Source organism: Paenibacillus sp. LC231, from assembly GCF_001860525.1.
Lineage (GTDB): Bacteria > Bacillota > Bacilli > Paenibacillales > Paenibacillaceae > Paenibacillus_AQ.
Map to the genome: position 1 here is coordinate 49,564 of NZ_JFOM01000010.1, position 14,137 is coordinate 63,700.

Sequence of the window (14,137 nt, forward strand, 5' to 3'; positions counted from 1 at the left end):
ATTAAAAAAGAGGCCCGGTATAGCGGCCTCTTTGCTATAAACTACTCTATAAATTACGATCATTCAAAGCTATAAAGCTTTCAGACATCCTTATGGCTGAATGGAGACCTGATGCAGCTGCATGATGCCGTTCGGATGCCGCCAGAAGCCCTCCACCTTGCTGCTGACTCCGTTTAAATACTCCTGATGATGGATATACAGCATCGGCGCTAACTCAACCAGCTTCTCTTGCGCCTGTTTATAGATGAGCTTGCGCTGCTCCGGATCATTCTCTTTACGCCCGTCATCCAGCAGTTTATCCAGTTCCGGATCCTTCGTAAAGGTACGGTTGCCCGGCTCCCCTACATTTTTGGAATGGAACAATTCATACATGCCATAGTCGGCATCAGCCGTTACCGTGGACCATCCGAGAACAAACATATCATGCTTGCCTTCTGCGGTTTGTGCCAGATATGCTCCCCACTCCACCACTTCGATTTTGACTTCGACGTTCAATTCCTTCAGCTTGGATTGTACGTACTCGGCGATCTTAATCCGTTCCGGATTGTCATTGGTCCAGATGGTCGTCGAGAAGCCACCCTCGTAGCCGGCCTCTTTCATTAGCTCTTTCGCTTTGTCGATGTTATGTTCAATCGGCTTGACGGTAGCATCATACCCGTTCACGTCCGGTGCCAGCGGACCGACGGCAGGGATGCCCGTGCCTTCGTAAATACCCGAGATGATCTCATCCTTATTGATGGCCATCGATAGGGCTTGCCGCACCCGCACATCGTTGAACGGCTCTTTATTATTGTTAAACCCGATATAAGACAGACTCAGCGATGCCTGACGGTTCAGGGACATGCCGTCCGTGCTCTCAATGCGGCTGATGCTGCTCGGCGACACCGGATCGATAATATGCGCATAGCCGGTTTCCAGCTCCGCGATCCGCGTTCCCTCTTCGCTTACGACCTTGAACGTGACCCGTTCAACCTTCGCTTTATCTCCCCAATAATCGGCATTCGCAACCAGCTTCACTTCCTGTCCCGGGTTCCAGCTCTCTAATTTGAATACGCCCGTGCCTACAGGGTTCTGCGCCAGATACGCGCCTGCTTTCTCTCCTGCCTTCAGCTTCTCGTAATCCAGCTTGATGGCTTCCGCACTAATCATGCTCACCGCAGAATGGGCCAGATGGGCAAGCAGCGGCGAGAAGGCATACTCGGTCACGAGCTGCACCGTGTATTCGTCAACAACTTTAACCTCTTTAATCATGCCGACAAGCGATGCGCGGGGAGAAGCAACCTCCGGATCCTGCATCCGATCAATGTTGGCTTTGACTACCTCTGCATTGAATGGTGAGCCGTCCGTAAACTTCACGCCTTGTCTCAGCTTGAACTCCCAGGTCAATTCATCGATTGCTTTCCAGCTCTCGGCAAGCCCCGGTTGAATATTCAGATCCTTATCATGAATCACCAGCGTGTTATAGATATGCGTTGTCATTACGCTCGTTTGCTGGTCCGTCGACATATGAGGGTCCATGGATGGCGGATCAGAAAGCCAGGCAATCACAAGCTCATTCGCACCGGTATTGGCCGTTCCTTCGGGAGGATCTTTGGCCCCCGGCTCAGGAGCTGGCGTATTGGTGCCGCTTGGCGGCGTTTCCGGGTTACTGCTCTTGCTTGGACTGCCGCACGCCGACATCATTACGGTAAGTATGAACAGGATGCAGACAAGCCATTTGAATCTTCTATTACCTGTCATGTGAAACAAACTCCCCCTTCGCAATCAAAATAGGAAAATATTTCATACACAGTTAACATATATTTTACTATTTGATATTTATACCAGTAGAAGCCAGATTTACCTCACGTTTCTACGACACCAATTCTGACATCCATACTTGGAGAAAGGATGATTTCACGTGCCTAACATGACCGCTGATGCCAGAGCACAAGATTCGCTCCCTAGTGGAACCCGACTTGCACAATGGAAATCTTTCTACCACCGTCTGAAGAAGAACAAAGCAGCCTTATTCGGGGGCTATTTTCTCCTGCTGATGATTCTTATCGCGATTTTCGGCCCCCTGCTCACCCAGTATGATCCGACCAAAGTGGATTATTCTACGAAACTGCTGAAGCCGTCCTCTGCCCACTGGTTTGGTACGGACCACAACGGAAGAGATATTTTTACAAGGATTATCCATGGCATGCGTCTCACCCTCTCGGTCGGTTTTATCTCGGTCATCATCGGAGCAGCCTTTGGTGTCGTGCTCGGAATCATCTCCGGCTATTACGGAGGTAAATGGGATGCACTCATTATGAGAATTACCGATGTTATGCTGGCGTTCCCCGGCATTCTGCTGGCTTTGGCGGTTGTCAGCGTCCTTGGAAAAAATCTGTTCAACGTGATCATCGCCGTCAGCATCTTCTCGATCCCCACCTTTGCCAGAGTCGTGCGCGGCTCGACGCTGGCCGTCCGCAAGCTCGAATATATTGATGCCATGCGTTCGCTGGGCGCAAGCGATGGACGAATCATCTTCGGGCATATTTTGCCGAATATCACATCCCCTATCATCGTGCAGGCTACGCTGCGGATTGCCGTCGCTATCCTGACCGCCAGCGGCCTGTCCTTCCTCGGTCTTGGCGCACAGCCGCCGACGCCGGAGTGGGGAGCGATGCTGAATGATGGGCGCAACTATATTATGGATCACCCCCATGTTGCCCTGTTCCCCGGTTTATCGATCGTGTTCGTTGTCATCGCATTTAATCTGCTGGGCGACGGCTTGCGAGATGTTCTTGACCCGAAAATGAAAAAATAATGAAAGGAGCTGCCGGGCCATGCTCATCTATTCCATTCGAAGGCTGATTCAGACGATACCCGTTGTCATTGGCGTAACCATCGTTGTCTTCCTGCTGATGCATCTCATTCCGGGAGACGCGGCGCAGGTCATTATCGGTGAAGGGGCACCCAAAGAGCAGGTTGAGAGGATCCGCGAGAACCTGGGATTGAACGATCCGCTGCCGCTTCAGTATTGGAACTACGTCAGCGGCTTGCTGCAGGGAGATTTGGGAGATTCGATCCGCAGCAGCCGCCCCATCGCCGATGAAATATTCAAAAGCCGGTTCTGGATCACCGTCGAGCTAGCCGTGTACTCTACGATCCTGGCCGTATTCCTCGGCATTCTGGCCGGCATCATCTCCGCTGTCAAAAAAAGCTCGCCTGCCGATATTGGCGTCATGTTCATCGCCCTGTTCGGACTGTCGATGCCAAATTTCTGGCTGGGGCTCATGCTGATCCAATATTTTGCCGTGGATTTGGGCTGGTTCCGTCCCTCCGGCTGGGGCACGTGGTCGCAAACCGTCCTGCCCGTGATTACGCTCGGGACCGGCGGCGCCGCGATTATTGCCCGAATGACCCGTTCCAGCATGCTGGAGGTCATCGGCCAGGATTATATCCGAACCGCCCAAGCCAAGGGCGTCCGGGAGCGGGTCATTATCTACCGGCATGCCTTGAAAAACGCCATGATTCCCGTCATTACCGTCATCGGCCTGGAATTTGGCGGCCTGCTGGGCGGAGCGGTACTGACCGAGTCCGTATTCGCCGTGAACGGCATGGGGCGCTACGTCATCGACTCGATCCGGGCAAGGGATTTTCCGGTCGTACAGGCAACCGTGCTGGTGCTCTCCATCATGTTCGTGCTCGTAAACCTGCTCGTGGACATCTCATACCGCTACTTCAACAAGCGCATTGATTTCGATTGATTGGCGAGTTCCCGTCTATCGCGGTTTGAGTGTAGACGGACACGGCGGGATTCACTATCTGGCGAAAACCGAGCTTTTTGCGGACTTATAACCCACTGATTACTGTAGTCGAGCCGTTTGGGGGCCCATACGGACACAGGATCCGCTAATCGAACATTTGGGGCCTATCGGGACACACGACCTGGGAGCCCATTCGGACACACGATCCGCTATTTGCTGATAACCGACCTATTTTCGTGTACATGCGGACACACGATTCGTTAATGCATCCAAAATCACGGATTACTCCTGGAATTTCTCGCAATAACGGATCTGGTGTCCTCAACCTGCTGCTAAAAGGCGAAGAATTAAGAAATAACGGAACCACGGTCCTCAACTACGCTAATGCAGCCATACTGAGCCGTTTTAAGTCCATACACACCTTCGATGTATAGAAGTTACGGGCTATTGCGGATTTTAAACCCACTAGTTACTGTAATTGAGCCGTTGGGGGAGCCTATTCGGACACACGATCTGCTATTTGCTGATAACCAACCTATTTTCGAGGCTATGCGGACATTTAACCTACTAATTACTGTAATCGAACTGTTTAGGAGCCCATTCGGACACACGATCCGCTATTTACCGAAAACCGATCCATTTGGGAGGCCATCCGGACAGAGGATCCGTTAATGCACCCAAAATCGCGGATTTAGCCCGCAATATCTTGCAATAGCGGATCTCATGTCCTCATACCTCCACTAAAAGGCAGAAAACAAAGGAATAGCGGAACCACGGTCCTCTAATAGCATCAAATATCGCGAATCCAGAACAATCGAGCTGTTGGTGAGTACCATGCGGACACATGATCGGCTATTTGCTGAAAACGAGCTGTTTCGGGCCGGCAGACATAGGATCCGCTATTTGCTCTAAAAAACGAGCTGTTTTTGAGCCAATTTGGACACATAATCCGCTATTTACCGAAAACCGATCTATTTGCGAGTCCACACGGACAAACGATTTCCAAAGCCAATTGAAAGCGAAGGGAGCTTAGACAAGATGGAACAGCACGCATCAAGCTTGCTTACGATCAAGAACCTGCGAACCTCTTTTTTCACCGAGCTAGGCGAAGTAAAAGCTGTGGATGATATCAGCCTAACCGTACGCAAGGGGAGGACGCTCGGGATCGTGGGCGAATCCGGTTCAGGAAAAAGCATATTGTCCCTGTCCATCCTGCGGCTGATCTTTCATCCGGGACAAATCGTCGGTGGCCAAATCCTATATAACGGTGTGAATCTGCTCGAACAATCCGAGCGGCAGATGCGCAAAATAAGAGGCAACCAGATCTCGATGATCTTCCAGGAGCCGATGACATCGCTCAACCCGGTCTTCACCGTGGGCGATCAGATCGCGGAGGCCTACCAGATCCATGAGAATCTGAGCAAGAAACAAGCGATGGACAAAGCCGTTGAGATGTTGAAACTGGTCGGCATTCCCTCTCCGGAAAAAAGAGTCCGACAGTACCCCTTCCAGTTATCCGGCGGTATGCGCCAACGTGTCATGATTGCCATGGCGTTGGCATGCAATCCAGATCTGCTTATTGCAGACGAGCCGACCACGGCGCTGGACGTGACCATTCAGGCTCAAATTCTGGAGCTGATGAAGGAGCTGCAGCAGAAGCTGCAGATGTCGATTATTTTTATCACGCATGATCTGGGCATCGTCGCCGAAACCTGCGATGAAGTAGCCGTCATGTACTGCGGAAAAGTCGTGGAATATACCGATGTACGAACCCTCTTCAAACATCCGAAGCACCCCTACACCATTGGCCTGATGAACTCACTGCCACGGCATGATATCGATAAGGAAACGCTGGAGCCGATTAAAGGCTCGGTTCCAAGTCCCTATGACCCACAGGAAGGCTGCCGCTTTGCCCCCCGCTGTCCCCATGCAGCCAAGCTGTGCTATGACAAACTGCCGGAGCTTCAGGCGCTGGAGGATAACCAGCAGGTCAGGTGTTGGAAATATACCGATCAATGGGAGCCGGAAAGCGAGGTGAACGTTCTGCCATGAGCAAAGAGCTGTTAACGGTAAAAAATCTTAAGCAGTACTTTCCGATCAAGGGCGGCATCCTGGGCCGTACCGTCAACGTCGTAAAAGCCGTTGATGATATTTCGTTCTCCGTACGTGAGGGGGAAACTGTCAGTATCGTGGGCGAATCCGGCTGCGGCAAATCAACCACGGGCCGGGCTATCCTGAGACTGGACGAACCGACCTCCGGCGAGGTGCTGTTCGAAGGAACCGATCTGCTCTCCCTGAATAAAGCCCAGATGAACCGAAGGCGCAAAGACCTGCAAATGATTTTTCAGGACCCCTATGCTTCACTGAATCCTAGAAAAACAGCGCTGCAAGTCCTGGAAGAAGCGATGGACATTCAGAATGTTGTTCCAAAGAAGGACCGGCGGGGACGGGCCATCGAGCTTCTGGAAACGGTCGGCCTGGCCGCCTATCAAGCCAATCGGTACCCGCATGAATTCAGCGGCGGACAACGGCAGCGAATTGGGATCGCCCGCGCCTTGTCCGTGAATCCCAGGCTGATCATCAGCGATGAAGCGGTCTCTGCGCTGGACGTGTCCATCCAGGCACAGGTGCTCAATCTGATGAAGTCGCTGCAAACCGAATTCAAGCTGACCTATCTGTTTATCTCTCATGATCTCGGGGTTGTCCGGCATATTTCGGACCGGATTATTGTGATGTATCTGGGGAAAATCGTGGAAATCGCAGATAAGCACTCCCTCTTCCGGCGCGCGCAGCATCCTTACACCCGCGCCCTGCTGTCAGCCATCCCGACGCTGGATCCCGAGCACAAGAAGGAACGCATTATTCTCAAGGGGGATGTTCCGTCCCCGATCAACCCGCCTTCCGGCTGCCGTTTTCATACCCGCTGCATGTATGCCACGGATCGCTGCCGATCCGAGGCGCCATTGCTTCGAGAAGTCGATGAGCGCGGAGGCCATCAGGCGGCCTGCCATTATATCCAAGAGATCGCAGCCGGTGCGCTGGAAAAGGTGTAGCTTATACGCCCCGAACGGATAACGGCACCTCTCTATAAAAGAGAAAAAAGCGAGAGCCAAGATCTCGCTTTTTCTTTTGCAAAAGTTTAGCCTGCTAACGGAAATCGAAGGATGATCTCCAACCTCCACTAAACCACTTTCATCGTGGCAGCTTCTCCCACCTCGCTTGGGATCATGTTTTTACGTCTGTAAATGGAGAGGAGCAGGCCGACGGCCGCCATGTCCAGGATTTGGTTCATCCCGCTGTAAGAAAAGAAGGGTGGATCCAATGTAACCCTTGGAAGAATACCGAGCCCCATGAGGAGCGGCCATAGCAGTCGAAATCCAAAGACAACGATGAGTAATACAGCGATATGCTTCGCATAAGAATCCTTGTGAACCGTAGAAATATTCCATAGTCTAGCGAGGAACAGCAGAATCAGTACGCCAACCACACCCCCGAACAACCAGCCGAAGCAATAGATGAGGTATGGAAATACGTTATCATATAGGACATATGGAATCTTCGGTGTGGCTTGACCAAAACCTTGTCCAAACCAACCCGCTGCTTGGATAGCATCTGCGTTATTCCCCATATACCACATTTCTTTGGCTGAAGGGTTCATAAATTCCCTCCACCGTAACAGTAAATGATCTGTCCGGGTGCAGAGGAAAATAACTAATCCTGCAAATGGCAGCGCGGCGATCATAACGAATTGTTTCATGCTTATACTTGTTCTCCATGTCAAAATTAGGAACCCGATTACATAGATGTACGTGTAGATAATAGAGCTGCTCATGCTATACAAAACTACAGGGAATACTCCTCGATAGAGAATGTTCAATACCGTCTCCCACCGTCCCCACTGACTAACAGGCTTCATCCCTGCCAAAGCGAGCAGAAGCGGTATCAAGGAGAACGTGATGATATTGACTCCAATGGGACCTATGCTGAGATAGTCAGTGCTCATATCGTGCAGTTCTCCATATACCAATGAAATGACCATTAGAATAACAATAAGGAAAAACACAGGGGCCGAGTATTTTTTCAGCTTCCGATAATCCAGAAAATAAAAAACTATCAGCAATAAAACTCCGATTCCGAAGTAAAACAACTTCCTCTCGACTAGGCTAACGGAATACCTTTCATCCGCGTAATAAACACTCAACATGCCAACCAGTCCAATGATTAAGAACAGGGCCAGCATAACCAGCAGCTTCCAATCCAACTGTGGCCGATGAGCTAAATGCAGGCTTTTGCCGATATCCCCCGGATCCCCCATTTGTTTCACCGCTTCCTGTACAGCGAACTCTTCCGGGTGCCCCTCCAGCATCAACAGTTCGGCCCGATCCTCAATATGACCCAGCAATTCCTCTCGAATCTCGGGATGCATTTGCCTCGTGCGCACTTGCTTGCACACATGGTCCAAAAATTGCCGGACAACCATGTTTTCCTCCATTTGCCGCATGTTATTCCTCCTTGACCAGAATGTAAATTATCGTCTGAACTCCATAAGTTTGATGGCATAGCCTCGAATATAGACAGGGGGTATTAGTTAAAACGTGAAAATTTTTACAGTCTAATATGATAAAAAAAGATAACTCTCCTCAAGATGGATGCGGTGCTCAATCATACCTCGGATGAACATCCGTGATGTATTGAATCCATTCCTCCCGAGCTAATCGGAAGAGAGTTATCTGGTCATCTATGTGTGTTAAAAACAGCAGGTGTTGTACCGATAAGTCTGTCCCATTAAAATATAGGCTGCCTAGATATAGACCATTCAACTAAGCTACCTTCATTGGAGCCGTTTCTCCCACCTCGCTTGGGATCATGTTTTTGCGTCTGTAAATGGAGAGGAGCAGGCCGACGATGGAAAAATCCAGCATGTTGTTGACGCCGCCATACGAGATAAAAGGGAAATCCAGGCTCACAATGGGTACCACTCCCAGTCCCATCAGGATCGGCATAAGCAGGCGCAGCCCCATGACCACGAAGACACCGGTCACGATATTTTTCCCGTAGGAATCATGAAGTACATTGGATATGCTCCACATTCTGGCGAGGAACAAGAGCACGACCATTCCGACCACAATGCCAAACAACCAGCCGAAGCAATAAATCAGATAGGGGTATATGGAGTCGCTATACATGTACGGGATCCCCGGATTCGGCGCAGCAAAGCCTTGCCCGAACCAGCCGGCAGAAGAAACGGCATCCGCGATGACCCGCATGAAATAACCGCCGTCTCCCTCACGGTCTGCAAGGCCCTCCAGTCTCCACATGAGGTATGCTCTTTTTGTAAACAAGATATAGGCTAACCCAATGAACGGCAACAGCGTTAGCACCGCAAATTGTTTAATGTTCCTTTTTGTCGTCCAGGTCAGTACCAGGAATCCTAGCAAGTAGATGAACAAATACACCATGGACCCACTCAAGCTGTATAGTACGATCGGCAGCACACCTCGATACAAGATGTGAAATCCAGCCTCCCATGGCCCCCACTGACTAGCAGGCTTCATGCCTGCCAAGGCTATAAGGAGAAGAAAAACAGATGCTACACCGAGCATGGGGACTGCTATTGGACCGAAATCCAAGAAAATCGTTAGTCCATTGACGTTAACACCCCGAATCAACGTAAGTGCCATCAGGCATAGCGTGATAAAAAACAAAACCCCGGAGTATTTCTTAAGCTTTCTGTAGTCCAGGAAATAAAAACCGATAAGAAGGACCAAGCCGATTCCGAAGAACCAAGCTTTCCTTTCAAAAAAGTCAGACACGAATTCCGCACCTGAATAATCCACACTCAATGCCCCGAACAACCCAATCAGCGAGAGCAGGGCCAGCAAGACAAGCAGCTTCCAATCTAACTGGGGCCGGTGTGCCAAATGCAGGCTTTTGCCGATATCCCCCGGATCCCCCATCTGCTTCACCGCTTCCTGCACCGCAGGCTCCTCCGCATTGCCCTCCAGCATTAGAAGCTCCGTCCGCTCCTCAATATGGCCCAGCAGCTCTTCGCGGATTTCCGGATGCATGGCTCTTGCGCGTACCTGCTTGCACACCCGGTCCAGGAATTCTTGGACAACCTTGTATTGTTCAAACGGTCGCACGCTAGCTTCCCTCCCCGATGACCGTATCCACCGCCGTGCGGAATTTGACCCATTCCTTGGTCTTCTCATGGAGTTGCTCCCTGCCTCGCTCGGTAATCCGGTAATATTTCCGTTTGCGCCCATCATGCTGGCTCCAGGAGGAATCCAGCCAACCTTCCGCCTCCAGCGTGTGCAGAATCGGGTATAACGTGCCTTCCTTCATCAGGAACACCCCGTCCGAACTTTGCTCGATCTCCTTGATCAGCTCGTACCCGTACATTTCCCGCTTGTTCAATACGGTAAGCAATAAAATGACAGTGCTGCCTTTCAGCAGCTCTTTGTTAATGCCCATTCCCTATCACTCCAATACCTAGATAATCTATGTATCGTAAATCTATGTATACGAGTATAAAATACGCATCTCCACAATGCAATGAATAATTTCCAATTATCGGGCGATTCGTCGCATCTGCCTTCTAATCACAAATCGTGACGCTCGTCTCGCACCTACCTTCTAATCAACAAATCGTGACCATTGCATCTACCTTTCTACAAGAACAGCAACCGAGCCTATAAACAGAATCGCGCAGCTCCAGAAGACTTTTATTGCAACCAAAAGTGACAGCCTCCCCTGATCGCTCGGGATATGCCAGAATGTACAGAAATTTGCCAGTACCACCAAAAAGCCCGGCAGCTTCGGCGCCAGGCTAACTTATCAGCAATTCAGTTTTTCACTTTTCAACGGGCTACCGCCTCCACATTCACCTTTTTGGAGTTTGGAGCTTACATTCTGTCGTTTTGCCCACCCTCAACCATAAATCGAACCAACACTGATAGGAAGCTTGCGCTTTAATAGCAACCTTTACCTGGATCTCACCGCTCCCGTAACATGCAATGCAAAATCCTTCGCATGACGCCGCAGCTCTTCATCCGTCAGCTGCATGGCATTATGAACGGTAAATACCGGCAAGTACAACGCGCCCACCAGGCTCGCCGTCACTTCATAGGGCCGGGTTAGCTCTTCTACCGTGTAGCGGTTGTATCCTTCGCTGCCATAGGCTTCCGCGGCTCCGCCGGTCGTAACGGCTATGCCCCACTCTTTTCCATGGAGCTTGCCCCCGCCGGGACCATACGCCCATCCAAAGGTCAGCACCTCGTCGAACCAATGCTTCAGAAGGGGCGGAGAACTGTACCACCAAAAAGGGAATTGAAACACGAGGCGGTCATGCTGGAGCAGCAATTGATGTTCGGCCTCGATATCGATGTGTCCATCCGGATACCGCTGATATAGGTCATGCACCGTCACCTCATGATGATGTCTCACCGTTTCGATTAGTTCGCGATTGATCCTTGATCCCTCATACAGACCCGGATGTGCAACGATTACCAGTGTTCTCATGTATGGTCCCACCTTTTTTGTCTCGTATATGTATACAAAAGGTATCAAGCCCGGATAACGCCCGAATATGAGAAAAGTCACAGGTAGCGTTATCGGTCTGTGATACTGTAGCAAGGAACATAGCGGGCGGAAAAAGTACGCCAAGGGAGGAGAATGAGGACGTGGCCCTTGTTATTCAAAATGTCAGACTGGCCCATCGCATCTATCGACTTACCGTTCAAGGCAGCTATTCGGCACGAATGGGACAGTTCTTCATGCTTCGCTGCTGGGATGCCTATCCCGTGCTATCACGACCGATCAGCATCCATAATCTGACGGAGGACTCCGTTTCCTTCTTATATCGCGTGCACGGAACTGGCACATGGCTGCTGTCAGCGCTTCAAGCGGGTGACAAGATTCAGCTGGAGGGGCCCTTCGGGCAAGGATTCCCCGAACCCCAAGGCCGGACGGCACTGGTAGGAGGCGGCATTGGAGCAGCCCCGCTGCTGCTGGCAGCGAAGAAAATTCCTGAATCCAGCGTCTATCTGGGATATACCGGGGTGCCCTTCGCGGTCAACGGATTTCACGAAATCAGCCGCAATGTCACCGTCAAATCCGGCGGCACCATTGTAGATGCCGTGGACCCGAGCCGCTATGACACGATATTCGCATGCGGACCGGTTGCCATGATGTACAGTCTGGCCCAAAAAGCGGAAGGTACCAATGCCAAACTCTACGTCTCCATCGAGAAGCGAATGGGCTGCGGCATCGGTGCTTGCAACAGCTGCACGTTAACCTCCGCTGGCTCAAGCCGCAAGGTATGCACCGATGGCCCCGTATTTCCAGCGAAGGAGGTGAACTGGAATGATCTCCATCGATTGTGAACTGGCGGGCGTACCGCTGGCGAACCCGATTTTGGCGGCATCGGGTACGTTCGGATTCGGCAAACCGTATGCGGATCTGTATCCGCTTCGCAAGCTTGGAGGCATAATCTCCAAGGGATTGACCCTGACTCCACGATTCGGGAATTCAGGAACACGGCTTTATGAAACGCCATCCGGCATCATGAACAGCATTGGCCTTGAGAATCCGGGCATCCACGCTTTTCTGGAGCATGAATTATCCGAGATGACCTCGCACGGGACGGCAGTCATCGTCAATCTTGGCGGCGGCACCATACGGGAATACACGGAGGGCGCCGAGCTGCTCACCGAAGCCAGCCTCAAGTTACGGTCATCCGGCAAACGAGCCGTCGACATGATTGAGCTCAACATCTCCTGCCCCAACATCAAGGAAGGCGGGCTGGCCTTCGGCGTTGAGAATGAGCAGGCTCAAGAGGTGGTTCGCGCAGTCCGGAAAGCGACCACGCTGCCGCTGCTCGTCAAGCTCTCTCCCGGTGCAAGGGATTTGAAGGAAATGGCACGCATGTGTGAAGCCGAAGGCGCTGATGGTCTTTCGCTCATCAATACGATCCAAGCGATGGCGATTGATATTCGGGAACGGCGAAGCGTTTTTGACAGAGCCTACGCCGGGTTGTCCGGGCCGGCAATTAAACCGATAGCGCTCCGCATAGTCCATCAGGTGGCACGGTCGGTATCCATCCCGGTTGTTGGAATCGGCGGAATCAGCAGCGCCGAGGACATCCTCGAATTCATCATGGCAGGTGCGGCAGCCGTACAGATCGGAACCTACAACTTCATCAACCTGCGCGCAGGCGATACCCTGGCCGAAGAACTGATGGAATTGATGGAAAGCGAAGGCATCCATTCGCTGGATGACATTCGAGGCATTATCTGACCCATGGTGCTTCATGTGCAATCGACGGGAATCAACTCGAACATGAAGCACCGACACTGTTTGTGATTTTTTTCACCGATAACTATTCCTTTTAAGAATAAAATGAACTCAAGAACAATATTTGTGAAGTAATTCACAAAATTATAGGAGGAAACCAGAATGAAAAGGACACTCTCTCTATCCCTCTCTGTCATGTTGATGTTTGCGCTGCTCGTAGGCTGCGGAGGCAACGGAGACAAAGAGCCTGTCACTACGGACAAACCGGCAGAAAGCCAAAACACGGATACCACAACTAATGCGGAACAGCCTGCACAAGAAGGAAACCTGCAGGACGGCTTATATTACGCTGAAGGCGAGTTTGCCGAAGACTCCGGCTGGAAGGAACTTGTTGCCATTAAGGTCGAAGGCGGCAAGATCGTCAGCGCCAACTGGAACGGACTTCATAAGGACGGCGGCTTGGACAAAAAGACATTTTCCGAAAAAGGCTTCTACGGCATGAAGGAAAAAGGCGGCGCTCAAGCGGAATGGCATGAGCAGGCAGCCAAAATCGAGGAATACCTCGTGGCTCAGCAGTCGGTTGAAGGCTTGACCTTAAACGACGAAGGCCGCACGGATGCCGTATCCGGGGTATCGATCCATGTCAACGGATTTACCGAACTGGCAGCAAAAGCGCTGGCGGCGGGACCTGTTGAAGCAGGACCGTACAAAGACGGCAGCTATCACGCAGAAGGGGCTGATTTTGACGCTAAGTCCGGCTGGAAGGAAACCGTCGACGTTACCGTTATTAACGGCAAGATCGCCGCTGTCAGCTGGAACGGCATCCATAAAGACGGCGGTACCGATAAAGTTACCCGTTCCAAATCCGGTGAATACGGCATGAAGAACGGCGGAGCTCAATCCGAATGGCATGAACAGGCTTATCAAGCCGAGCAGTATTTGATTGAAAAACAAGATCCGCAAGCCATCGTAACGGCGGAAGACGGCAAAACCGATGCCATCTCCGGTGTGTCGATCCATGTCAACGGATTTGTAGAGCTGGCAACGAAAGCACTCGAAGGCGCCAAATAAGCACAAGAGTGATAGATAGAAGACAACTATTC

Annotated in this window: 12 protein-coding genes; 7 read left to right on the forward strand and 5 right to left on the reverse strand. The window is 51.3% G+C overall.

Going from position 1 to position 14,137, the window contains the following annotated elements:
- Positions 1–90 precede the first annotated feature (90 nt).
- Positions 91–1,740 (reverse strand): glutathione ABC transporter substrate-binding protein, encoded by a 1,650-nt coding sequence (locus AK95_RS06390; protein ID WP_071219142.1) that lies wholly within the window; start codon positions 1,738–1,740, stop codon positions 91–93.
- Between the two features lie 160 nt (positions 1,741–1,900).
- On the opposite strand from AK95_RS06390, the gene nikC reads away from it, so the two are divergent.
- The 4 genes from nikC (at position 1,901) to AK95_RS06410 (ending at position 6,793) form a co-directional block, all read left to right on the forward strand.
- On the forward strand, positions 1,901–2,797 hold the full coding sequence (nikC, locus tag AK95_RS06395; RefSeq protein ID WP_071219143.1) for a nickel transporter permease: 897 nt from the start codon (positions 1,901–1,903) through the stop codon (positions 2,795–2,797).
- Between the two features lie 19 nt (positions 2,798–2,816).
- Positions 2,817–3,740, forward strand: coding sequence for an ABC transporter permease (locus tag AK95_RS06400; protein ID WP_071219144.1), 924 nt, complete (start codon positions 2,817–2,819; stop codon positions 3,738–3,740).
- A 1,038-nt stretch (positions 3,741–4,778) separates the two neighbouring features.
- Positions 4,779–5,792 (forward strand): ABC transporter ATP-binding protein, encoded by a 1,014-nt coding sequence (locus tag AK95_RS06405; RefSeq protein ID WP_071219145.1) that lies wholly within the window; start codon positions 4,779–4,781, stop codon positions 5,790–5,792.
- Complete coding sequence (locus tag AK95_RS06410; protein ID WP_071219146.1) at positions 5,789–6,793, forward strand: ABC transporter ATP-binding protein; 1,005 nt, start codon at positions 5,789–5,791, stop codon at positions 6,791–6,793. Before AK95_RS06405 ends, AK95_RS06410 begins: the two co-directional genes overlap by 4 nt.
- Positions 6,794–6,921: 128 nt before the next feature.
- Here AK95_RS06410 and AK95_RS06415 read toward each other — a convergent pair whose 3' ends face one another.
- From AK95_RS06415 to AK95_RS06430, 4 genes are all read right to left on the reverse strand, one after another.
- The gene (locus AK95_RS06415; protein WP_071219147.1) at positions 6,922–8,241 is read right to left on the reverse strand and encodes an FtsW/RodA/SpoVE family cell cycle protein; all 1,320 of its coding nucleotides are present in this window, start codon (positions 8,239–8,241) and stop codon (positions 6,922–6,924) included.
- 319 nt (positions 8,242–8,560) lie between these two features.
- A complete protein-coding gene (locus AK95_RS06420) occupies positions 8,561–9,883 on the reverse strand; it encodes an FtsW/RodA/SpoVE family cell cycle protein (protein ID WP_071219148.1) in 1,323 nt (440 codons plus the stop codon).
- Between the two features lies 1 nt (position 9,884).
- Positions 9,885–10,214: a PadR family transcriptional regulator gene (locus AK95_RS06425; protein ID WP_009595865.1), complete on the reverse strand. Its 330-nt coding sequence runs from the start codon at positions 10,212–10,214 to the stop codon at positions 9,885–9,887.
- A gap of 510 nt (positions 10,215–10,724) precedes the next feature.
- On the reverse strand, positions 10,725–11,261 hold the full coding sequence (locus tag AK95_RS06430) for an NAD(P)H-dependent oxidoreductase (protein ID WP_071219149.1): 537 nt from the start codon (positions 11,259–11,261) through the stop codon (positions 10,725–10,727).
- A 161-nt stretch (positions 11,262–11,422) separates the two neighbouring features.
- Between AK95_RS06430 and AK95_RS06435 the strand changes: the two genes are divergently transcribed.
- From AK95_RS06435 to AK95_RS06445, 3 genes are all read left to right on the forward strand, one after another.
- Positions 11,423–12,124: a dihydroorotate dehydrogenase electron transfer subunit gene (locus tag AK95_RS06435; protein ID WP_071219150.1), complete on the forward strand. Its 702-nt coding sequence runs from the start codon at positions 11,423–11,425 to the stop codon at positions 12,122–12,124.
- A complete protein-coding gene (locus AK95_RS06440; protein ID WP_071219152.1) occupies positions 12,105–13,037 on the forward strand; it encodes a dihydroorotate dehydrogenase in 933 nt (310 codons plus the stop codon). The genes AK95_RS06435 and AK95_RS06440 overlap by 20 nt, the downstream gene beginning before the upstream one ends.
- A gap of 159 nt (positions 13,038–13,196) precedes the next feature.
- Positions 13,197–14,105: an FMN-binding protein gene (locus AK95_RS06445; RefSeq protein WP_071219153.1), complete on the forward strand. Its 909-nt coding sequence runs from the start codon at positions 13,197–13,199 to the stop codon at positions 14,103–14,105.
- The last annotated feature ends 32 nt before the right edge of the window (positions 14,106–14,137 follow it).